This is a genomic window from Verrucomicrobiota bacterium, from assembly GCA_016200005.1.
In the GTDB taxonomy this organism is placed as follows: domain Bacteria; phylum Verrucomicrobiota; class Verrucomicrobiia; order Limisphaerales; family PALSA-1396; genus PALSA-1396.
In genome coordinates this window covers 10,747-34,371 of record JACQFP010000019.1, presented here as the reverse complement: position 1 = coordinate 34,371, position 23,625 = coordinate 10,747, and the positions used below count along the sequence as shown (strand labels likewise).

The 23,625-nt window shown below is 56.7% G+C and carries 17 protein-coding genes and 1 pseudogene; 13 read left to right on the top strand and 5 right to left on the bottom strand.

The annotated features are described in order from the left end of the window. The first annotated feature begins 42 nt into the window (after positions 1–42). Positions 43–1,440 (top strand): tetratricopeptide repeat protein, encoded by a 1,398-nt coding sequence (locus HY298_05905; GenBank protein ID MBI3849809.1) that lies wholly within the window; start codon positions 43–45, stop codon positions 1,438–1,440. Between the two features lie 21 nt (positions 1,441–1,461). Here HY298_05905 and HY298_05900 read toward each other — a convergent pair whose 3' ends face one another. The 5 genes from HY298_05900 to HY298_05880 are packed head-to-tail and all read right to left on the bottom strand — an operon-like array spanning position 1,462 to position 6,529. Beyond that, on the bottom strand, positions 1,462–2,745 hold the full coding sequence (locus tag HY298_05900) for a tryptophan 7-halogenase (GenBank protein MBI3849808.1): 1,284 nt from the start codon (positions 2,743–2,745) through the stop codon (positions 1,462–1,464). 39 nt (positions 2,746–2,784) lie between these two features. Continuing rightward, on the bottom strand, positions 2,785–3,384 hold the full coding sequence (locus tag HY298_05895) for a hypothetical protein (protein ID MBI3849807.1): 600 nt from the start codon (positions 3,382–3,384) through the stop codon (positions 2,785–2,787). Next, positions 3,377–4,741, bottom strand: a complete 1,365-nt coding sequence (locus HY298_05890) for a coproporphyrinogen III oxidase family protein (protein ID MBI3849806.1) — start codon at positions 4,739–4,741, stop codon at positions 3,377–3,379. The genes HY298_05895 and HY298_05890 overlap by 8 nt, the downstream gene beginning before the upstream one ends. A gap of 10 nt (positions 4,742–4,751) precedes the next feature. Then, on the bottom strand, positions 4,752–5,414 hold the full coding sequence (locus HY298_05885) for a hypothetical protein (GenBank protein ID MBI3849805.1): 663 nt from the start codon (positions 5,412–5,414) through the stop codon (positions 4,752–4,754). Beyond that, a complete protein-coding gene (locus HY298_05880; protein ID MBI3849804.1) occupies positions 5,411–6,529 on the bottom strand; it encodes a PQQ-binding-like beta-propeller repeat protein in 1,119 nt (372 codons plus the stop codon). The genes HY298_05885 and HY298_05880 overlap by 4 nt, the downstream gene beginning before the upstream one ends. A gap of 251 nt (positions 6,530–6,780) precedes the next feature. Here HY298_05880 and HY298_05875 point away from each other — a divergent pair, with 251 nt between their 5' ends. The 12 genes and pseudogenes from HY298_05875 (at position 6,781) to HY298_05820 (ending at position 23,603) form a co-directional block, all read left to right on the top strand. After that, positions 6,781–7,545: a type II secretion system protein gene (locus tag HY298_05875; protein ID MBI3849803.1), complete on the top strand. Its 765-nt coding sequence runs from the start codon at positions 6,781–6,783 to the stop codon at positions 7,543–7,545. Between the two features lie 190 nt (positions 7,546–7,735). Then, positions 7,736–9,913 (top strand): hypothetical protein, encoded by a 2,178-nt coding sequence (locus tag HY298_05870; GenBank protein MBI3849802.1) that lies wholly within the window; start codon positions 7,736–7,738, stop codon positions 9,911–9,913. 108 nt (positions 9,914–10,021) lie between these two features. Further along, positions 10,022–10,582 carry an HAD family hydrolase gene (locus HY298_05865; protein MBI3849801.1) on the top strand — a complete coding sequence of 187 codons (561 nt, stop codon included), beginning with the start codon at positions 10,022–10,024 and terminating at the stop codon, positions 10,580–10,582. A 162-nt stretch (positions 10,583–10,744) separates the two neighbouring features. Next, complete coding sequence (locus HY298_05860; GenBank protein MBI3849800.1) at positions 10,745–10,981, top strand: hypothetical protein; 237 nt, start codon at positions 10,745–10,747, stop codon at positions 10,979–10,981. Further along, entirely contained in the window at positions 10,978–12,063 is a 1,086-nt protein-coding gene (gene kdsB, locus HY298_05855) for a 3-deoxy-manno-octulosonate cytidylyltransferase (GenBank protein ID MBI3849799.1), read from the top strand. The genes HY298_05860 and kdsB overlap by 4 nt, the downstream gene beginning before the upstream one ends. A 118-nt stretch (positions 12,064–12,181) precedes the next feature. After that, positions 12,182–13,795 carry a CTP synthase gene (locus HY298_05850; GenBank protein ID MBI3849798.1) on the top strand — a complete coding sequence of 538 codons (1,614 nt, stop codon included), beginning with the start codon at positions 12,182–12,184 and terminating at the stop codon, positions 13,793–13,795. 24 nt (positions 13,796–13,819) lie between these two features. Then, positions 13,820–14,536 carry a HEAT repeat domain-containing protein gene (locus HY298_05845; protein ID MBI3849797.1) on the top strand — a complete coding sequence of 239 codons (717 nt, stop codon included), beginning with the start codon at positions 13,820–13,822 and terminating at the stop codon, positions 14,534–14,536. Then, complete coding sequence (locus HY298_05840; GenBank protein ID MBI3849796.1) at positions 14,533–15,861, top strand: bifunctional folylpolyglutamate synthase/dihydrofolate synthase; 1,329 nt, start codon at positions 14,533–14,535, stop codon at positions 15,859–15,861. The genes HY298_05845 and HY298_05840 overlap by 4 nt, the downstream gene beginning before the upstream one ends. Positions 15,862–15,884: 23 nt before the next feature. Then, positions 15,885–16,145, top strand: a pseudogene (locus HY298_05835) (hypothetical protein). Between the two features lie 437 nt (positions 16,146–16,582). Further along, on the top strand, positions 16,583–19,108 hold the full coding sequence (locus tag HY298_05830; GenBank protein ID MBI3849795.1) for a hypothetical protein: 2,526 nt from the start codon (positions 16,583–16,585) through the stop codon (positions 19,106–19,108). A 144-nt stretch (positions 19,109–19,252) separates the two neighbouring features. Continuing rightward, on the top strand, positions 19,253–20,653 hold the full coding sequence (locus HY298_05825; GenBank protein ID MBI3849794.1) for a DUF1501 domain-containing protein: 1,401 nt from the start codon (positions 19,253–19,255) through the stop codon (positions 20,651–20,653). Between the two features lie 61 nt (positions 20,654–20,714). Then, a complete protein-coding gene (locus tag HY298_05820; protein MBI3849793.1) occupies positions 20,715–23,603 on the top strand; it encodes a PSD1 domain-containing protein in 2,889 nt (962 codons plus the stop codon). Positions 23,604–23,625 lie beyond the last annotated feature (22 nt).

Below are 23,625 nucleotides of genomic sequence, written 5' to 3'. Positions count from 1 at the left end.
TTTCGCCAGGGTGAGTGTAGGCTGAACGACACAGTTTGAACCATGCGCTTTGCGTCATCCATAGTCGTTCTCGCGGCCATTGTCATGGTGACATTCCATTACTGGCAGCGACTCGCTGAAGAGGTGGGTTCGCCCCATCGTCGCTGGCTCATCGCCTGGACGGTCAAAGGGGTCGGGGTGCCGCTTTTTGTGTGGATCATTTTCAACTCCGGGATCGTGCCGGGAGTGCCGTCCTTGATGACCGAGATTGAGCTGGCCCGCGCTCGTGGCGGCTTTTGGCTTCCGGCTTTTCTGCGCGTCATGGCGCCGACGGTGTTGGTGATCGGCACTTACTGGGCCGCGGTCAGTTTCGGTTGGATGGTCGCCGACATCGCCTCCAATGTCACTGGGGAGAATCGCGGAGAATTCATCGGGCTGATCAGTCTGGGCAGCTTCGTGCTCGTTCCCGTCGCCGCGCTGGTCTTGTATTCTAACGGGTGGGCCGCAGCCGGGTTGGCGGTACTCATCTGGCTTTTTCCACTTGCTCATTTCACCGTGCCGCTGGTGGTGACGAAGAAGCTTCCACCGATGTATTCCCGCGCCATCGCCAAGATGAAGTTCGGCAAATATAAAGAGGCCGAAATGGAGGTCATCAAGGAACTAGAAGAATGTGAGGACGATTTCGAAGGCTGGATGATGATCGCCGGGCTTTATGCGACGCACTTCCACGACATGACGACGGCAGGTCAGGTGATTCAGGAACTTTGTGAGCAGCCCAATCTCACTGGATCGCAGGTCTCGGTCGCGTTGCATCGGCTGGCCGACTGGCAACTCAAAGTGGGCGGTGATCCGACCGCGGCGCGCCGCGCGCTCGAAGAGATTCACCGAAGGTTTCCCGGCAGTCACGTTGATAAGATGGCCCGGCTGCGCATCAACCAGCTCCCGGCCAGTCGCGATGAATTGCGTGAGCGACAGCAAGGCAAACCGATTCACCTGCCGGCGCTGGTGGACATCTCCGACGAAGCGGGCGGGCGCCATTCAACGGAGATCAGCAAAGAGGAAGCAGCCGCGCGGGCCAATCAATATGTTGAAAAGCTCAAACAAAACCCGGACAACGTGCCGGCGCGGGAGGAGCTGGCCAGAATTTGGGCGGAACAACTTGGCCGTGTCGATCTGGCGGTTGAACAACTGGAATTATTGTCAGCCATGCCGGATCAACCGGCTCGAAAACTGGCGGAATGGCTGAGCCTGATGGCGGCCTGGCAAATCAGGTATCGTCCCGGTTCGGACACCGGCAGGAAACTTCTTGAACGAGTGATTCGTGAATTTCCGCAGTCGCCGCAAGCGTTCGCGGCTCAGCGACGCCTCAACTTGATGGACGTTGAACAGAAGTTTCGAAAAACAAGAACTGCGGCAATCAACCCGGCAGATGCTACCGACGTCGCGCCTCGGTCAGCGTGAACTGCTGGTGAAACTGTTCGCTCAAGCTGGCTGATGTTCCAGCGCTTCCTTCACCAGGGGTTTGCCGTAGGGCAACGCCTCCGGCACTTCGGCGAATTCTCTTATCCCTTCCCAGAGACGCGAGAAATCCTTGTTCACGTCGCCGGACAGACAATCGGTCACGTCGCCCGCAAGCTCAGGATGTTTGTCGGTCAACAGGCGGAAACTGAAGTTCGGATTGTAAAACGCGTAAACCAGTTTGCGCATGTTTTCAATTCCCTGTCGCAATGTCGTGGCATATTCCCCGAAGCGCGCCGGCGAAAAATCACCTGCGTCGAAAGCCTCATTCAGGGCGTCGCCAGCCATGACGCCGCTTTTGAGCGCCGGCATCAGACCGGATGAAAATACGGGATCGAGAAAGCAATAGGCGTCGCCGGCCAGCAGCAGTCCTTCCGTGCCGCAGTAACGCGCGTGATACGAGAACTCGCTCGTGAGATAGTAAGGCCCGATTTGTGTGCCAGTGGCGAGGTGATCTTTGATCCAAAGGTTCTGTTCGATTTCGCGTTTGAAAATCTGCTCCGGATCTTTCACGCGACCCCGCGAAAGATATTTTCCCTCCGCCACCACGCCAACGCTGACGAGGTCGTTGTGCAACGGAATGTACCAGAACCAACCTTTTTCCGGAACGAACGCAACCGTGGTGGCGCCCGCGTCGATGCCCGGGTCGCGCTTGGCGCCGTTGTAATAAGTCCAAACCGCGACCTTGTGCAGTTCCGGGTCGCCGACACGCCACGCGTTCCGCACCGCCGCAAATGCTTCGCGACCGGAGCAATCCAGCGTCATCGGCGCGCGATATTCGGTGCTCCGGCCGATCTTGTCCTCAGCGCGAACACCGACCACGCGCCCGCCTTGCTTGATCAATTCCTTTACCGTGACTTCTTCTTTGATCAGCGCTCCTTTGTCGCGCGCGTGATTCATCAACATCAAGTCGAACTCCGAGCGCAAGACCTGCCAGGTTTGGGCGATGGTGTCGCGGTCGTAGCGGTCAAAAAAGTAAAACGGCTGACTGGCCTTGCCCGACGGCGAAACGAACTGGACGCTGTACTTCTTGACGAACGCCGACTGGCGCATCTTGTCGATCAAGCCGAGTCGTTGCAGCGGTTGAAACGTGAACGGCAACATCGACTCGCCGATGTGATAACGCGGAAATGTTTCGCGTTCCAACACCAGCACGCGCCGTCCCTTCTCCGCCAGGATGGTCGCCGCGCTGCAACCGGCCGGCCCGCCGCCGATGATGATGATATCGCAATTCTTTTGCTCACTCATGGCGTCGCACATTCGGAATTTGAAAGTTGAAATCTGTCATCATGTCGGGCGCGGTGGCGGCGGTAATATTTCGAAGATTTCAGCAAGGGAATTGCCCTGCGGATCAAGGAGTGTGTTGCGCCGCCCGTAGAGCACGTGGGCGCCGGCGAGTTTCAGTGCATCGTTAATCAGCGGGTCAGACGCCACGCGGAGAAAGGCGCGCGGTCGGCTGCTGTGGGGAATCCGGCATTCCTCCAAAATATGTCCGAGCGGGCGGCGTTCTTCCAGGATTTGATGGCACGCCGCCGGGGGAAACAAACCGAGGTTGATCTTGATGGCGCCGAACTCCACGGGCTGATCGTTGCCATCCAATAGCAACACCACTTCGCGAAAATACTCGTCCCCATTCCGCCGCCGCCCGATGACCCGCAAATGAATGCTCTGCTGATGAAATTTCTCCAGCGTCGGCGTCATGTCGTTTTGATGGACCAACAGCGTCTTAAACGGCTCCGGCACCGCTTCGCCATCGACTTCATTTAAGGGCGGCAACGGCTGGCCGGCGCGTGCATAAAAATCGTCGAGCGGATGAACGAGCGAAAATCCATTCGCCATTTTGTCCGCCGCCAGCCGCGCGGTCAGAGTTGGATTTTTGTCAGACATAACGCGTGGTTTGATGTTGCGGCAGAAAGAATTCATGGAGCAGCCGGTCCACTTGCAACAGCCCTTCGCGATTCAGCAGCACAAGATCGCCTTCGATGCTCAGGAAACCCCAGTCCTTCAATCGCCGCAATGGCCCGGCAAAACGTTGCTGCGGGTCCACGCCAAACTTGTTGCGGAAATACGCAAGACTCAAGTGGCCGAGCTTGAGTTGCAGAATGAACTCGCGGATCAGCCGCTCATCGTCGTTCGGCGTGAGTGCGCGGTAGATCGGCAGCTTCCCCTGCTGGATTTGGGCCACGTACGGATCGAAGTCCGCATGGTTCTGATAATGCGTACCGCCGATGTGACCGAAGGAAGCGACGCCGAGCGAAAGCAAATCCGCACCCGCCCATAAAAGATCGCGGTAAAGGAATTTCGTCTGCTGCGGATTCTTGACCGCCGTGTAAGCGCTGGCGACCGTGTAACCAACTTTCTCCAGTTCCTTGAACGCATAGTCAACCCACGCTCGCTTCGTCTCCCAATCCGCCACCGGCGCCACCAGTTTCCCTTCCGCCTTCATCTTTTGATAGATGGTGGTGTTGTAAGGGATTTCCATTTCGTAAACCGTGACGCTGTCGGGCGACATCTGGATGGTTTTGCGGACGCATTCGCGCCAATTCGCCTCCGTCTCCTCGACCATGCCGGCGATGAGGTCGATGTTGATCTGCGGAAAACCGACTTCGCGCGCGAAGTTGTAGGCGCGGGTGATCTCCTTGCTGTGATGGGCGCGCCCGTTGATTTCCAAAATGTGATCGTCGAAATTTTCCACGCCGAGACTGAGGCGTGTGACGCCGAGGTCACGAATCGCCCGGAGCTTGTGATCGGTCAACGTCCCCGGCTCGGCTTCGAACGCGACCTCCTCCGCTTCGTCCCACGGCAACAATGCTTTCAGGCCATCGGTCAAATGTTTGAGCTGGTCAACGGAAAGATATGACGGCGTGCCGCCGCCAAAATAAATGAAGCGCGGTTTGCGTCCGCCGATGAATGGCTTGCCCGCATAAATGGCGAACTCCTTGAGCACCGCGTCGATGTAGCCGCGGATGGCTGCCGAATCCTTGTCGGTATAAACCTTGAAGTAACAAAAGTGGCAGCGCTTCCGGCAAAACGGAATGTGGACGTAGAGGCCGAGAGGAAGGGTTGAGAGTTGAGAGTTGAGAGTTGAGGGCGGACGTTCGAGTGCGGCGAGAATGTCCGGCACGAACTCCGGTTTCCAGAACGAGAACGGCGGATAGTTCGAGACAAAGTAGTTGCCAACCGTCGTCTGCTTTTCCAGCGGCGGGGCTTTCGGAGTTTCGGATTCAACAATTGCTGTGCTCATTACGAACCTATCAATCTCGAAATTTGGCTTTATTCTGTTCGAACCAATTCAAAAACGGTGACCAACTCCGATATGAGACTTTCCCTTCAGAAGTGTTTTCAAAGCAGTCGCCATCTGATTTCGGAGCATTGGTAAGACTTTCCAAAGTTCTTAACGCTTCATCTCGAACTGTGAAACGCAGTGGCCCGCCCATTCCCATAGTTTCCGAAAAGGAAGGATCACGACGGAATTCAAAAAGTTTCGAATACTCGGAACGACGAAGAAATATCGACGAACACTTTAGAGCAGTTTCGCGAACTTCTTCGTAAGGGTGAGAGAGTAATTTGATGCATGTGTCGCGATAGTCAGCGCGACGATTGCCCCAAAAAACAAAAATCAAAACGACTTCGGCGATAATTTTTGCGTCGGAATCAGGAATGCAGTCTGCAATGGCATCGGCGGCTCGTTGTCGTAAATACTCGGGAATCCGATTTTGCTGTCCCTCCCAAACAAAAGAACTTAACCGGAAGAGCACTTCCGAATCAATTGGACGCTCTTTGAGTTTCGTCACTATCTTTTCGAAATCGGAATCGGTGTAAGTCTGCGCCACCACTTCACGACTGCTCAAGCCACGCACGTTTGATTGATCGTTGCGTTCCAAGTGCTCGCGCATTTTCTCGTAGATTTCGTTCATTTCCTACGTTCTCCAAAACAATACACGCTCCCATCATCGCTCCCAACGATCACCTTGCCGTCGTCCACCGCCGGTGAACTGCCGACCGGCTGTCCGATTTCATACGACCAAAGTTCCTTCCCCTCCTTCAGCGAGACGATATACAGCCTTCCGTCGTCCGAACCCACGACCACTTTGTCGCCTACGACCACCGGCGAACTGTCCACTTTACCGCGCGTCGCAAACGTCCACAGACTTTTGCCCGTGTCACGCTGGACGCAATGCAGCAGTTTGTCGCGTCCGCCGAAGAGGACGCGGTCGCGCGTCACCGCCGGTGACGAAAAGAACGGGAACGCGCGGTCCTTGTAAATCCAGACGTTCGTTCCCTTCTCCAAGTCAACGCAGTGAAACTCATTTTCCATGTGGCCAAAATAAGCGCAGTTGTCCACGAGCGCGACCGACCCGGCGACATACGCACCGGCGTCCACCTCCTTGGTCTGCTTGCCGTCCGCCAGGGAAATCACGTGCAGCATCGCGTCGCAACCGCCGAAGACGGTGACGCCGTTGGCGACGGCGGGCGAGCCGTTGATGAAATTGCTGGTTTCGTAAACCCAGTTGGTCTTGCCGGTTGTGGCGTCAAGGCAGTGCAGCTTGAAATCGTAACTGCCGACGAGCACCCACGTCGCATCTCCTTTCGGCGATTTCACCCAATTCGGCCCGCCGAGAATTTTGTCACCAGTCTGGTATTTCCAAATGAGCTTTCCATGGGTTGCATCGAGCGCATAAAGCCAGCCGTCGGTTGAACCCACAAAAATCTTACCATTCAAGACGAGAGGTGAAGACTCGACGCCTCCATCGGTTTTGTAAGACCAGATTTTTTTTCCGTTGGTCAGGTCCAGCGCATAAACATTTCCATCATCCGACCCTATAAAGACGCGCCCATCGACGATGGCGGCAGAAGATTTGACCGGCCCACCCGTTTTGAAACTCCAGAGCAACGCCGGCTTGTCGGGCAACTGGCCAGCCGCCACGCCCGACAGCGACGCGTCGCCGCGAAACATCGGCCAGGCCGCCGACGCCGGCAGCGTCGCGTCCGCCACGAGCAAAATACAAACAAGGTAATGCCGCGCGTTCATCAACGGATGAAGTTGTTTTTCAACGACGAAACTATCGTGCACCCCAAACGGCTTGGCAAACGAATAATACTTATACGTATAATCCCAAACCGGCAACTCGTGAATAAGTAATTAACAACTTTTCCCACGAACAACTTGATTCGCGGATTTCGCCCCTCTAAGCTGGGTCGAGTATAAAAAGAAAGCTACCCAATCGCATCCTCGTCACTTGTCGGGAGTCCGTTAAAACGCACGCCACGTCTGGTTCTCGAGTGCATGTGGATCGCTCTCGCAAACCATTGTCGGCGTTCACACTCATCGAACTTTTGGTGGTCATTGCCATCATTGCGATTCTGGCTGGGCTGTTGTTGCCGGCCCTGGCCAAAGCCAAAGCCAAGGCGCAGGCCATCGCCTGCCTGAACAATATGCGGCAGTGGAGCATTGGTTACCGGCTCTTCGCTGACGACAACAACGACGAAGTGCCGGAGGAAGGGAACACGGTTCTGCCCATTGTCGATCCGGCAAATGCAGAGGCTTGGTATAACCAGGTTTCCACTTTCATCAGCCAGCCCACGATGGTTTACCTCTATACCAATGTTCCGCCCCTCGCTCCGCTTCCGAATACCAAGACCCTCTACTCCTGCCCGACCGCGCCCAATCCAGTTTCGCCGCCCAGCAAGTTCAAAGCCTATTTCATGTATGGCGAGAACGGACGCATCTGCATCAACCGATCGACCCGCGACTCCGGTATCGGCCAGACCAAATTCTCCACCGTGAAGAAACCCACAGACACAATTCTTGTGGCCGAGGCGGACGGCAACTCCCCCACCGCAGGGCCGGCGCAATCCAACGTGACCGGCCAGTATGCCGTGGGGCGGCATGATCGGCGCGGCAATTTCGCGCTGGTCGATGGCAGCGCCCGCCCCACCCGCACCAATGACTTTATCCGGACATCAACCGAGTCAAACAACGCGGCCGAGGAATGGAGATTCCCGCGGGCGATTTATTGGTATCCTTCCGATAGCACGCCGAACTGACGCACTTGATTTGGCCGATCGAATGAAAACTCTGATGACAGAAACGGGAAGACATTTAACTTGAAAACCATGTCTGCATGATCTTATCCACAATAATTGCGGATTACGTTTCAGAACGTAGAGAACTGAAGAACGCCACGCTCAATTTCATCCGGTTCAACTCCCTGCAACCCTCAATCAAAACTGCCTCATGAAAAAAACCATCCTCACCATCCTTACGGTCAGTGCATTAACAACCGGCACCCGCGCAGCCATCGTCCTCAACGAAGATTTTAACGGCTATACCAACGGGCCAATCGTCGGTAATTCGGGCAACACACTCTGGGCAAGCCATAGCGGAACGTTGAAGCAAATGCAGGTGCTCAATCAGCAGCTTTCCGTTTTGGGTTCCCAATCTGAGGATGTCAACGCCACCTTTACTCTCAATCCTCCGTACGACACCACGAATAACCCGACGGTTTCTGCCTTGTATGCGAGTTTCACGGCCAAGTTCACCTCTACACCCAATGGCGCAGGTAATTACTTTGCGCATTTTAAAGATGATGGCACCGTGAATTTCCGCGCCCGGATATTTGCATTAACCAATGGCGCAGCCGCCGGAAAGTTTCGTTTGGGAATCGCCAGCACCAATTCTGCATCAACCACGGCGGGGTTTACGAATTATCCGGTGGATTTGGATCTCAACACTACCTACACAGTGGTAACTCGTCTTGACCTCACGAACGGCATCTCAACTTTATGGATCGATCCCACCAACGAAACCGATCTCAGTGTCACGGCCACGACCAGCATCTCAAATGTTTTGGCCGTCAGTTCCTACGCCTTCCGCGAATCCGGCGGTGAAGGAAACAAACTAATTGACGATCTCGCCGTCGGCACGCTGTTCAAAGATGTGGCTGGCACCAACCGTCCGCCATCGATTACAGCCATTCCCAACCAAAACATCGCGGCGAACTCTGCAACGGCTGCCATTCCGTTTACGATTCAAGACAAAGAAACACCCGCCACGAGTTTGGTGCTTTCCAGTAATTCATCGAACACCCTCCTCGTGCCGGACGAGAACATCGTGATTGGCGGTAGCGACAGCAATCGCACCGTCACCGTCACCCCGGCAGCCGGGCAGCAAGGGGTCACCACCATCACCCTTTCCGTCAGCGACGGCGACAACGTCACCACTACGTCATTCCAGTTGACGGTTGGCGCGCCAACGATTTCTGCCATTCCTAATCAAAGCACGCCGACCAATACGCCAACCGCAGCGATTCCGTTCACGATCAGCGACGCCGAAAGCCCGGCCAGCAGTTTGACGTTGAGCGCGAGTTCGTCCAATCCCACGTTGATCACCAACATCGTATTCGGCGGCAGTGACTCCAACCGGACCGTCACCCTCACACCAGAACCTGATCAGGCGGGCATTTCCACCATCACCATCACTGTTAGCGACGGGACCAACACCGCCAACACCAGTTTTGTGATCACGGTGTTCCCGATCTTGGGCATTGTTCTCGCCGATAATTTCGACAGCTACTCGGACGGTTCACTCTATCTCGCAGCGGGCAGCCCCTGGCAACATCATAGTCCAACCGCAACGAACTTTGGCGACATTCAGGTCATCGGCGGCCGGATTCAACTCAGCCAGTCGCTCTTCGAAGACCTCAACGCCGCGCTCACCTACAGCCCCTTCGCCCCCAACAGTGGAGTCATTCTCTACTCCGGTTTCAACATCAACCTCAGCGCGTTGCCCTCGCCCTCCGCCTTGGGAAATTACTTTGCGCACTTCAAGGATTCGGGAAACGGTTTCCGCGCACGCGTCTTTGTGAGCACGACCAACGCGGCGGCCGGAAAATTCCGCGTCGGCATCGCCAACCAGGGCGGTAACTTCAGCGCGCAGGTTCCCACCGACTTGAGCACCAACACCACTTACGGGGTGGTCACCCGCTACAACGTGGGCACGGGCGAAAGCCGGATCTGGCTCAATCCCGCGGTGGAATCCGATCCCAGCTACGACGCCACCGACAGCAAATCAACGGCAACGATTACTTCCTACGCCTTCCGCGAGGACCTCAACATCGGCACCAACAACATCGACAACCTCAAGGTGAGTACTGCGTTTGCCGACGTTGTCCCGCCGATTCCGACTGTGACGCAACCCAACATCACCAGTATTCAAATCGTCGGCGGCAACGTGCAGATCGACTTCACGGCTGGCGCGGGTGACACGACCGGTTTGTTCACGTTACAAAGCGCCGGCACGGTCAATGGCACTTACGGAGATGTGGGCGCCGTCATCAGCCAGCTTGGGCCAGGTTCCTTTGAGGCCGTCATTGCGCCCAGTGGCGACACGCAATTCTATCGCATCAAACGGTAAGCATCTCCAGCAATCTCACCGAGGCATCCGTTTGGTCGGGTGCCTCTTTTTGTTTTCCAACCCACTTTTGAGTTTTCATTTCACCCGTCCCTCTCTATCAATCAGCGATTGAATCGAAACCTGCACCATGCCGTTTTCCTCGATCGCGATGGGACGCTCATCGAGGAAAAGGAATATCTGCATCGCCCGGATGACGTGGTGATTTTTCCGGGCGTGGGCCAGGCGTTGAAACGATTGCAGAACGCGGGCTTTCTGCTTTTCATCGTCACCAACCAATCCGGCGTGGGGCGTGGCTATTTCACGATGGCCGAGGTTGAAAAGGTTCACGCGCATCTGCTCAAGCAACTCGCTCGCGATGGTGTGCGAATCACGAAGATTTACATCGCGCCCGAAGCGCCCGATCAGCCGAGCCGTGGACGCAAACCTTCACCGCAATTTCTGTTCGACGCGCGCGACGAGTCCGGCCTTGACCTTTCGCAAAGCTATCTGATCGGTGACAAGCTGATTGATTTGGAATGCGGCTGGAATGCCGGCTTAAAAAAATGTCTGCTCGTGCGGACTGGCTATGGCAAGGAATGGGAACAGCAAGCCGCCGATAAACTTGGCAGAGCCGTGATTGTAGATGGTTTGGTTGCAGCAGCGGAGGGGATACTGAAAGCGTCCGTTTAGTTGGTGGGTTGAAATTCCTAGCGAGCTCTGATTCTAGAAACAGTCCCAACCGCATGTCAGGACTCGACAGCGTCTCGCCCAACCGCGAATGAAATGACAGGAATATTCTCGCCATTATTTCACCGCTTGCGGGCGGGTAGTGTTTGAGATAAAAGTATTTCCATGAGCGCAATCACTTTGAAAGCTCACTTTGACGGAAAACAAATTTGCCTGGACGAGCCTTACGAACTCCAACGCGACTCGAAGTTGATGGTGACGGTCCTTCCTGAATCGGAAGAAACCTTCGACGAAGAAAGAGCTGCCTGGCTCGCGTTCAGCCAGCAGTCGCTCGCGCGCGCTTACGGCGAAAATGAGCCGGATTATTCCCACTGCATCGGCAAAATGCCTCCGTCCGAGTGAAGCCGGGCCATATCATCATAGCGGCGTTGGCACAGGCCGACAGGCAATCCAAGCCGCGTCCGGTGCTGATTCTCCGCGAAGCAAAACCATTTGGGGATTTTCTCGTTTGCGGTGTCAGTACCCAACTCCGTCATTTCGTGCCGGAAGTGGACGAGTTCATCCGCCGGGCCGATGACGACTTTGCCGGAAGCGGATTGGTGGAAGATTCTCTCATTCGCATCGGATTTCTGGCAACCATTTCAAATGCCGCCGTACGCGGTTATGTTGGGCGGATCAGCAATACAAGATTGCAACGCCTTCTGTCGCGGTTAAGCCAAACTTTACAACCACAGCCTGCGGAAATTCGACGCATCCTCGGCATCATCCCCGCCCGCTACGCCTCGACGCGTTTTCCCGGCAAACCGCTCAAGTCCATCGCCGGCAAGCCGCTCATCCAGCACGTCGTCGAGCAATGCAAGAAGGCCAAGTCGTTGAGCGAAGTCATCGTGGCCACGGATGACACACGCATTCGCGACGCGGCGCAGAAGTTTTGCCGCGTTGAGATGACGCGCGAAGATCATCCGAGCGGCTCGGACCGGATCGCAGAAGTCGCGGCGCGTTGCGATTGCGATGCCGTGGTCAACATCCAGGGCGACGAGCCGTTGATCGAACCAGCGGTGATTGACGCCGTCGCGGCGGCGCTGGCCAATAACGAGATGTCCACCGCCGCCACCTGGATCAAGAACTCCGCCGATTATGACAATCCGAATGTCGTAAAAGTCATTGTCAACGCCTCCGGTCGCGCCCTATACTTTTCCCGGCGCACGATACCGTATCTGCGTGAGGCCGCAAGTCGTTCGGTCAGCGAACAGTTGGCGGCGTTTCCTTTTTTGAAGCACCTGGGCATTTACGGTTATCGGCGCGAGACGTTGTTGCGGCTGGTGAAATTTCCGGTTTCGCCGCTGGAAGCAGCGGAAAAACTGGAACAATTGCGCGCGTTGGAAAACGGCATTCAAATCGCGGTCGTGAAGGTTGATTACGATAGCGTCGGCGTGGACACGCCGGAGGATGTTGCGCGGGTGGAAAGAATTTTGAAAACATGACTTGCGGGGCGAAAAGCTGAGGGGAAAGGGAGAAAAGGAGAAAGGGGGAGGCATTACCATCTCCCTTTCTCCTCTGCTCCCTTTCCCGGTCGCTTACTCCAAAGACTATGAAGACAGCATGAAATTCATTTTCGTCACCGGCGGTGTGGTCAGTTCGTTGGGCAAGGGCCTGACAGCCGCCGCGCTCGGCACGTTGCTTGAAAATCGCGGCCTCAAGGTCGCGCTCCAGAAGTTTGATCCCTACCTCAACGTCGATCCCGGCACGATGAGCCCTTATCAGCACGGTGAGGTTTACGTGCTCGACGACGGCGCGGAGACCGACCTCGACCTCGGTCATTATGAGCGCTTCACCAACGTCAAGCTCACGCGCATCAACAATCTCACCAGCGGCCAGGTTTATCAGACCGTCCTCAATAACGAGCGCGAAGGAAAATACCTCGGCAAAACCGTGCAAGTCATTCCGCACGTCACCGACGAAATCAAGAATCGCATTCACCTGCTGGCGGAACAAACCAAGGCCGACGTCGTCATCACGGAGATTGGCGGCACGACCGGCGACATTGAAGGGTTGCCGTTCCTCGAAGCGATCCGCGAATTCGCGCTCGAAGTCGGCTACAACAACGCCATCTTCGTGCATCTGACCTACGTGCCGTTCATCAAGGCCGCGGGCGAATTGAAGACGAAACCCACTCAGCAAAGCGTCGCCAAGCTGCGCGAAATCGGCATCGCGCCGCATATTCTCGTGTGCCGTTGCGAGAAACCGCTCGACAAGGAATTGCGCCAGAAGATTTCCATGTTCTGCAACGTGCCTTACGACGCGGTCATCGAGGAGCAGGACGTGGAGCACAGCATTTATGAAGTGCCGCTGATGCTGCAACGCGAGCGGCTGGACGATTTGATCTGCCGCCAGTTGCACCTCGACACGCCGCCCGCCAACATGACGCACTGGCAGGAAATCATCCGCAAACTCATCGCGCCCCGGCATCGCGTCCGCATCGGCGTCGTCGGCAAATACATCGAGTTGAACGACGCTTACAAGTCGGTCTATGAGGCGATCATCCACGGCGGCGTGGCCAACGATTGCGGTGTGGAGTTGCAAAAGGTGGACGCCGAGGACCTCGAACGCGACGGCGCGGAGAAACTATTGAAGGGACTTGGAGGAATCCTTGTGCCGGGCGGTTTTGGCGAGCGCGGCGTGCAAGGGAAGATTTTGGCCGCCAAGTACGCACGCGAAAACAAGATTCCCTATCTCGGCCTTTGCTTGGGAATGCAGATCGCGACCATCGAGTTTGCGCGAAACGTTTTGAAACTGGAGAAGGCGCATTCGACAGAATTCGACCCGACCACGCCACACCCCGTCATCGCGCTGCTCGACGGGCAGACCAAGGTGACGAAGAAAGGCGGCACGATGCGGCTGGGCGCGCAGCCGTGCCAGTTGGTGATGGGCACGAAGGCAGCTCAACTTTACGGCGCGTTTGTCGTCAACGAGCGACATCGCCATCGCTACGAATTCAACAACGCCTATCGCGAGCGATTCGAGAAGGCGGGAGTTGTGTTCAGCGGTTTCACGCCGGATGGCAAACTGGTCGAGGTCATGGAACTGGCCGATCACCCGTTCTTCATCGCGAGCCAGTTCCATCCGGAGTTTCACAGCAAGCCGCACCAGCCGCATCCGTTGTTCAAAGGTTTCATCGCTGCCGCGCACCAGCAAATTCATCAGAAGCCGCTGTGATTCAGGGATGACTTTGAACCGGTCATGAAAAAGCGGTCGATTCTGTTGCTTCTTTGTGTGCCATTGGCCGCTGGACTGTTCATGTGTTTCGTAACATCCCGTCCGAAGCCAAAGCTACTGATTCAAGGACGTCCGATTAGTGATTGGGTTAGAGATGTAGAGCTTGGTGCTTTCCCCGGAGAAACGAATGTGGCTTTCGAGGTTCTAATCTCGACTGGACCGCGAATCATGCCGGACTTGTCGAATATTTTGCTTGCCTCCGAAGCGTTGAAAGACATCGCCATTCGCCTGCCCATTACATTCGTTCCAGCCGGAACAAAAAATCGCCGCGCAAACGAATCGGAAATACTTGTTTTGAAAGCCAAGGCGGCGAATGTAATGGGAGCCATCGCCTACCGGAATTCAGACACTCCGGAAGTGAGAGCTTCGATCCCGTCGCTGATTGCAGCGCTTCATAGCGGCAGCCGGGAAGTTCGAGCATTGTCCGCCCAGGCGTTGGGCGCAATTGGCAAGGGAGCGAGCAATGCGATTCCTGCATTGATCTCCAAAACGACTGACGAAGATTCCGGCGTGCGGATGAGTGCAGTGGATTCGATTGGGCGCATAGGGCTGAACACTCCAGCCGCTATTGGCGCAATCACGCAGGCGTTATCAGACACCAATCGCGACGTTAGCGTAACCGCTATTAGGAGTCTGCAAACGCTTCAGCGAATTACGCCAAGTGGCAGGTTGAACAAATGACCTACGCCGACGACATTCAATTCCTCTACGACCTGCGCTGGTTCGGCGCGAAGCTGGGGCTGGAGAACACGTTCAAGCTCGCCGCGCTGGCGGGCAATCCGCAAAACAAACTCCGCTTCATTCACGTCGCCGGCACCAATGGCAAAGGCTCGACGTGCGCGATGCTGGAAAGCATTTATCGCGCGGCAGGCTTGCGCGTCGGGTTGTTCACATCGCCCCACCTCGTCTCGTTCAGTGAACGGATTCAGGTCAATCGCCAGCTCATTGCTGAATCGGAAGTGGCGCGGCTGGTTGAGGAGATGCGCGGAAAATGTTCGGAGTTCCGCCTTCAGGCGGCATCGGAGCCGGCTAGAGCCGGGACTCCAAACGCAGACGATGCTCACCCTACGTTCTTCGAGGTTGTGACCGTCATGGCGCTGCGTTATTTCGCCGAACAGAAATGCGATATCGTCATCTGGGAGACCGGCATGGGAGGGCGGCTTGATGCGACGAACATCGTCACCCCGCTCGCGTGCGTCATCACCAACGTGCAGCTTGATCACCAGCAATGGCTGGGGGAAACGGTGGAAGCAATCGCGTTCGAAAAAGCCGGCATCATCAAACCCGGAGTCCTGGTCAGCACTGCGGTTGACACCACGGAAACCCTCAAAGTCCTGCTTGAGGTCGCGCGCGAAAGGAACGCGCCGCTCAATCTGATCACGTGGACTCAAACGGAGCGGCAGCCGATGGGTGACTTGGAACTTCCGTTGTTGGGCGAACATCAACGCCTCAACGCCGCGCTTGCCGTCAACACCGTGCGCAAGCTCGCCGCGCAGATTCCGGTCTCCGACGAAACGATTCGCCAAGGACTGAGGTCGTTGAGCTGGCCGGGCCGGCTGCAATTGATCAAGAGAGATTCCGGACGGAACATTATTCTCGACGCCGCGCACAATCCCGCAGGCGCGGAATCGCTGGTGGCGGCGTTGCAAAAATATTTTCCGTCAACCCAGCCCACTTTGATCCTCGGCGTCTTGCGCGACAAGGATTGCGCGCGGATGTGCGAGATTCTCGTGCCGTGGGCCGGACGCGTGTTGCTTGTGCCGGTCAAAAGCGAGCGCAGCGCCACGCCGTGGGAGTTGATCACATTCTGTCAGCAGGCAAATCCACAGGCCGAAGTGAGGGCGTGTTGCTCACTCGACGAAGCGTTGCGCCTTGCTGCCGACGATGCCTTCACTGTCATCACCGGTTCGCTTTATCTGGTGGGCGAAGCGATGGAGTTGTTGAAACTCGCTGCCGCACCGTCCGGCGATGAGAAGGGCTTGAATGAGTGGAGCGGCCAGCGGTGAGGGCGGGCAACTTTCATGAAAGAATACAGACCATCATCCCTTGGGCAAGCAACTTTTTCACGGAGACGCTTTTCCGGCGCGTGCGCGAGGAGTTCGGAATTGATTTCTGGGGCTTTTGGATGCTCGGGGGCATGGCGGGCGGCGGCATGGGTTTCATTTTCGAACCGGAACACAAAGCCCGTGCGCAGGAGCGGCTGCAAATCATCATGTCGGAGACCAAACGCGAGTTGCAACACGCCTTGCCGTTCGCGATGGAGCCGGTTGTTTATGATTTTGCCATCAATGCGCGGGCAGCAGCTCAAGGATCAGGCCCAACTCGATGGCTGGCTGCGCGATGGCTCGGCGGCCTACGTCGAGTCGCTGTGTGAGTGGACGTAGGCGCGGGCAGTAGGGAGCATGATTTCAGATGCGGCGCATTGGTTGTTCGAGAGACCGACCGGAGTGATTTGAGTTCAGAAGTTCCCCCGATCCAGTGCCACGCCGGCAACTTCCCGCTCTGGCGGTGAATTACGCCAGGTCCATTGTGAACGAACTGAGCGTGCAAGCTGGCCTCTCGACCACCAACCTTAGCGGCAAGCTTCAGGAAACCGGAACGGGAAGCGATCCAGAATAATTGGGCGGCGCCGTCTGGCTCGCCATAAATGCGGCGATGACATTGTAAGCGAACCGCAGTTGCAGCTTGAACTTGGCGAAGTTTTCTGTCTCAATGACAGAGAGAGAAATGACCACAGTGCGATTTGGCCGTTGCGCAGGAATTTTCCTGGTGGCGCTTTCGTTCTGCGATGGGCAGGTTTTAGCCGCCCCCTCGAATGACAACTTTGCAAATCGGCTTGTGCTTTCGGGTCATTCTGCGGCGGCGACCAATAGTAATTTTGACGCGACCATCGAGCCGGGCGAACGAATTCCAACGAAGGGCATGGCCAAAGCCTCGCTCTGGTACGAGTGGACCGCGCCGGTTGATGGATTCGTGCGCATGATCGCCCAAGGCGATGGCTTCGTCCCGGTCATCTCCGTTTATCAGGGCAGTTCGCTCAACGGACTCAAGCGGGTGGTGAATTCGCTGGCGATGAGGGAAACGGCGAGGGTCTTCTGCTCTTTCCTGGCCACGGCGGGAAGCACCTACGTCGTTTCCGTGGACGGACTTTTTTCTGATGCACGAGGCACCATCGTCTTTGGGATTGATCTAACGACACTGCGAATCATCAATCCACTGGCCAGCGCAACCATCAGTGCGGCGGACCCTCCACCGTTCCAAGTGAACCTGCCGCAGGCGTCGGTGGATGGAGTGTTGCAATCCGTGGGATTGCTGGCAGTCCAAATGAACGGGGTACAATGGCCGGTAGGTTTGTCAACGGCGTCGCCATTCGCTGTCGTTCCAACAAATCTTCCGTTGGGACTCATCACCTTCTATGCGCTGGCGACGAACACTCTGGGCGAGCCGCGCGTGTCCCCACCGCTGCTGGTGAAAGTGCGGGCGGGAAACGATGATTTCGCCCAACGCCAGACGCTCGAAGGTTATCAATGGGAAGCGTTCGGCTACACCGCGCAAGCAAGCCGGGAACACGGCGAACCCAACCACGGATCGGCCTCCGTCTGGTGGACGTGGACGGCGCCGTCCAGTGGCGAGATGGAGATTGAGACGCAATTGGGCGAAGAAGCCAGTGCGTTGCGCAAACGGAAATTCGTCGTCTATACCGGATCGGATGTTAGTCATCTTACGCGAGTGCCCTGGACGAGCGTCATCGATTATCCGGATGCCTCCAAGTATTACCATTTCAACGCAGTTGGCGGAACGGTCTATTATCTTGTGGTCGCTGCGAAGAAACCGGACCTGGATCCGGGAACGTGGCCGTTCGTGCTAAGGGGAAAGCTGCGTAGCGTGACTTTGGTTCAACCCACCTTTACGGACATCACCGAACCGGTTGATGTCCCGCTGGCCATTTCGACGACGGAATCCCCCAGTAGCATCCAGCGCGTGGAATTTTATGCGACCGACGGATTCGCCGGCGCGCAACTCATTGGCAGCGTCACCGCACCACCGTTCACGATGGTTTGGAGCAACGCACCTTCCGGAAACTACATGCTCGACGCTCGCGTCGTGAGGTCGGACCTGCTGACTTCGCTGCCGAGCTTGCCCAAGGGACTGACCATTCATCCGATCAACGACAACTTCACCAACCGCATCGTGCTCCACACCAATTTCGCGACCCTTGCCCGACGAATTACTGGCGGAACCGCCGAACCTGCGGAGCCGAATCACGCCGGCTGGTTCGTGACCGAGCCATCGATCTGGTGGTCATGGACCGCGCCGGCTGATGGGCGGCTTTTCATCGGCGAACCGGAGGTTCGGAACCTTCCCCCCACGGTGGCGGTTTACAGCGGCAACGCCCTCACAAACCTCCAACTGGTTGCCAACAATCTTGGTAGGCTCTACATCCCGAATGAGGTCGCTCTTGACACAAAAGCTGGCACGACTTACCAGATCGCGGTGGCGACAGAGTCCGAAGCGGCAGTGGATCTGCGCCTGCGGTTTTACACACCACCGGTCAACGATGACTTTACCAACCGTATCGCTGTTGACGGTCCTTTGGCCGTGCTTGAAGGACACACCGTGGGGGCCACGCGCGAGTCCGGGGAGCCGGATTATGCGGGCTACAACCTATCCCACTCAGTGTGGTGGAGTTGGAATGCGCCGGGCCGCGGTTATGTCACCTTGCGGCAAAGCGACGGGACATGGTTGCTCGGAGGAGTTTATACCGGCAATTCACTGGATTCACTACAAACAATCTTATCGTTCGGAAGCCTGCTCCCGCCGGCAGTTTTTGAGGTCACTGCCGGGACGACATATCAAATAGCGCTCGCCACCTACTGGGGCGATGAGGAACACATCCGGGTGGATTTGGATTTTACGCCGACTGCCATGAACGACCAGTTCGCCGATCGGGCGTCGCTAGCTGCCAGGGGGCCGGGTGGAGACGACCTAGTGCTGCGTTTGGATGAAAGCGTGACTGGTCAAAAGGCAGTCGAAGCCGTTGTTGAATCGAAAGCACCCGGCCGATTGGCTGATGGGAGTTTCAACTTTTACATCTCTGGCCCCGCCGGAAGCCGCTATGTCGTAGAGTATTCGTCAAACCTGTTCGACTGGTATGTATTACAAACCGGCACATTGTCCGGTCCGAAAAAGAATATTGTAGATCAGGGGTGCACGAACGCACCAGTGCGTTTTTATCGGGTCAGATCCTTTTGATCGGATAGCTCCCTACTCCCGTGCGAACATTCAAAGGCCATCAATGGCCGATGGAGCCGCTTGTCATCAGTTCAAATTCTGTTACCTTTTAGCCGTCCTTTTCGTCTGTATCGTCATTGTTGGTACAAGTAAATTGCGAATACTATGAACGATTGTCTTTGCAACCATCGGATGCGACCAGAGGAGTTTTGTTCCCGCCGTGATTTCCTGGCCCGTTGCGGTTTGTGCTTGGGCGCGCTGGGCCTGGCCAGTCTGCTTTCCGATAATTTTTTTGCTGCAGCTACGCCGGCGGCGACGGCAAAACCGACGCAATTCCCGGCCAAGGCGAAACACGTCATCCACATTTTTGCCCAGGGCGCGCCATCGCATGTGGACACTTGGGACCCGAAACCGGCGCTTGCCCAGTACGCAGACAAATCCCTGCCGGATCTCAACGGCGTGGCGATGCCCTCGCCGTTCAAGTTCACCAAGCACGGTCAGTCCGGCATTGAAGTCAGCGAAGTTTTCCCGGCGTTGGGCGAACATGTGGATGACATGGCGATCATCCGCTCGATGTACACCGACATCCCGGCGCACGACGTCGCCACCGTGTTCATGAACACGGGATCGTTGCGGATGGCCAAGCCGAGCATGGGGGCGTGGGCGCTTTACGGTCTGGGCAGCGCGAACGAGAACATGCCCGGCTACATTTCGCTGCGACCGGGCGGCGGCCCACCACCGGGCGGCGCGATCAACTGGGGTTCGTCGTTTCTTCCGGGCGATCTGCAAGCCACAAGCATCAACACGTCGGCCTCGACCGTCGAGGGGATGCTGCAAAACATTCACAACGAATATTTTTCGCAGAAGGAGCAGCGCCGTCAGCTCGATCTCGTGCAGAATCTCAATGCGGTCCACAGCCGAAGCCTGCAAAAGGATCCTCAGCTCGAAGCGCGCATCCATGCGTTTGAAATGGCGTATCGGATGCAAATGGAAGCGACTGACGCCTTCGACATCGGCAAGGAACCGCAGACTGTCCGCGATCTTTATGGCAACACGCCACAAGGAAAGCAGTTGCTCATCGCGCGGCGGTTGGTCGAGCGTGGCGTGCGCTTTGTGCAAGTGTGGGCCGGCGGCTGGGATCATCATCAAGACCTCGAAGACCGGTTGCCGGCGAGCGCGGCGGAGATTGATAAACCCGCGGCGGCTTTGCTCGCCGATCTCAAACAACACGGGCTGCTCGACAGCACGTTGGTGATCTGGGGCGGTGAATTTGGCCGCACTGTCACGCGCGACCGCAACGGAAATGATAATCCAGGCCGCGACCACAACAACCGCGCCTTCAGCATCTGGTTGGCAGGAGGCGGCGTCAAAGGCGGCACGATTTACGGCGCAACGGACGAGTTCGGCGCGCGCGCGGTCGAGAACAAAGTGCACATCCACGATTTGCATGCGACGATCCTGCGCCTGCTCGGTTTCGACCACGAGAAGCTGACGTATCGTTACAACGGACGTGATTTCCGGCTGACGGACAACTTTGGAAAAATTGTAAACGGAATCATCGCCTGACATGAGAAGCTCCAAATTCCAAGCTCCAAGCTCCAGAGAAATTCCAACTTCCAAACACCGAGTGACTGCGCTGCGAGGATTGATGTTTGGTGCTTGGTGCTTTTTTGGAGTTTGGATGTTGGCGCTTGGATGTTTGACTGCCGCCGCCGAACCAAGCAAAACGCAGCTCGATTTTTTTGAGAGCAAGGTTCGCCCGATCTTCACGGAGAATTGTTACAAATGCCACAGCCCTGGCCGAGGCAAAGTCAAAGCCGGGCTTGAACTCGATTGGAAAGGCGGTTGGGAAAAAGGTGGTGATTCCGGTCCGGCAATCATCCCCGGTGAGCCGGAGAAAAGTCTGCTGATCAAGGCGGTTCGTTACACCGATCCCGATCTGAAAATGCCGCCGAAGGGCGACAAGCTCTCGGCCGCGCAAGTCAACGACCTTGTCGCCTGGGTAAAAATGGGCGCGCCCGATCCGCGCGCGACCCGTCCGGCGGCCGAGAAGATCGAATACGCCGGCGATTCGAAGGATCATTGGGCGTTCAAGCCGGTGAAGAAGCCGGCCCCGCCGACCGTGAAGAATGAAGCCTGGGTCAAGAACGACATCGATCGCTTCATCCTCGCCAAGCTCGAAGAAAAGGGAATGAAACCCAACGAGCCAGCGGAGAAACACACGCTGATCCGCCGCGTTTATTACGACCTCATTGGTTTGCCGCCGACGCCCGAGGAAGTGAGCGCTTTCGAAAACGACAGTTCATCCGATGCCTATGAAAAAGTCGTGGACCATCTGCTGGTCTCGCCGCATTACGGTGAACGTTGGGCGCGCCATTGGCTGGACGTCGCGCGGTACTCCGATTCGAAAGGCCAGTTCGACCGGCGGCGCGAAAGCTCCATCTATCCTTACGCTTGGACCTATCGCGATTATGTCATCAAGGCTTTCAACGACGATAAACCTTACGACCGGTTCATCATCGAGCAACTCGCCGCCGACAAATTGAGCTTGAGCAGCGACAAGAGCGCGCTGGCGGCGCTCGGTTTTCTCACCCTCGGCGACCACTTTAACGGCAACCAGAGCGACATCATCAACGACCGGATTGATGTCACGTCAAAGGCGTTTCTTGGCCTGACGGTTTCCTGCGCGCGTTGCCACGATCACAAATTTGATCCCATTCCGCAGGCTGACTATTACTCGCTACACGGCATTTTCGCCAGTTCCCAAGAGCCGCCCCTACGTCCGGAGATCGGTGATCCGAAAGCGAATCCCAATTACGAAGATTACCTCGTCAAACGTCGCGAGCTGGACACGCGTATCCAAACCGCACGCGCGGAAAACATGAACACGGTGTTTGGCGACTACAAGCGGCTGGGCGGCGTTTATCTTTATGCCACGCAGATGCCCGTCAAAGAGCGCGCCGCTTATCTCGCCAAGACCGGCGCAGACGCGGATGTGCTCAAGAACTGGCAGCAGGTGACACGCGGCGGCGGTCGTCAGGCGGCTTCGGTTTTCGGGATTTGGAACGCGCTGGCGAGAATTCCCGAGGGCAATTTTGCGGCGCAAGCACCGCGCCTGATCGCCAACCTGGAGCGAAGCGAGCGGGCGCGCGAACTGAATCCCTATGTGTTGCAAGCCTTCAAGGCCAAACCACCGCACACGCTCGCGGAGGCCGCCGCCATCTACGGCGCCCTGTTCGTAAAAAACGATCCGGCATGGCAGAACACCCTCGCCATTTTGCTGAATGACGCCATGTTCCGCTTCCTCTCCAACCGGCAGCGTGGCCAGTTTTTTGCGCTACGCGAGCAGAGCGACATGCTGGAGATGGTGCATCCCGGCACTCCCGCCCGCGCTCCGGCTCTGGTGGACGGCCCGGCGCCAAAAGATTCACCGATCTTCATCCGTGGTGAATTGGAAAACCCCGGCAATATTGTGCCCCGTCGGTTTCTCGAAGTGTTGTCCGGGACGAGCCGACCAACGTTCAAGAACGGGAGCGGACGGCTCGAACTCGCGCAAGCCATCGCGAACAAGAACAACCCGCTCACCGCGCGCGTGATGGTCAATCGCGTCTGGCAGCACCACTTTGGCGAAGGGTTCGTCACGACGCCCGACGATTTTGGCAATCAATCCACGCCACCAAGCCATCCAGAGTTGGTGGATTATCTCGCCAGCCGGTTCATGGACGACGGCTGGTCGCTCAAGAAACTGCACAAGTCGATTCTCCTTTCCGCAACGTATCAACAGAGCACGAAGAACAATCCGACCTATGCCGAGAAAGATCCGTTCAACCGGCTGTTGTGGCGGGCGAACGTGCGTCGGTTGGAGTTCGAACCGTTGCGCGATTCGATTCTCTATCTTGGCGGTGAACTCGACTTGACGGTGGGCGGCCATCCTGTGGATCTTTCTGAAGGCACACACAAATCCCAGCGGCGCGGTCCGGCCATGAACCGGCCCGGCGCGTTCCAATTACCCACGGCCCCTCGCCGCAGCATCTACGGTTACATCGACCGTGCCGATCTGTTGGAGGCGCTGAACACATTCGACTTCGCCAATCCTTTGTCCTCGATGGGCAAGCGTTACGAGACGACCGTCCCGCAGCAGGCGCTTTTCCTGATGAACAGCCCGCTGGTCATCGAACAGGTCCGCCGCGTGGTCAACCGCGACGAGTTTCAAAAACAAAAGACCGCGGAAGGCCGCGTCCGTTTTCTCTACGAACTTTTTTTCCAGCGCCCGCCCACGCCGGAGGAGATTCGTTTCGGCGTGGAATTTGTTTCAGCGCCCCAGCCGGAAGAGAAATCGGACCTGCGATTCCCAGAGTTTCAAACGGTTGCCAACGTCGTCGGGCAGGTAAACAAACCTCGGCGACCCAACCAAGCCAAGCCTTCGCCGGTGCGTCAAACTCCCAAGACGCTGAATCGCTGGCAGGAATATGCCCATGCACTCCTGCTCAGTAACGAAGCCTCGTTCGTGAACTGAGGAGACGCGGACTTTCTTTGAA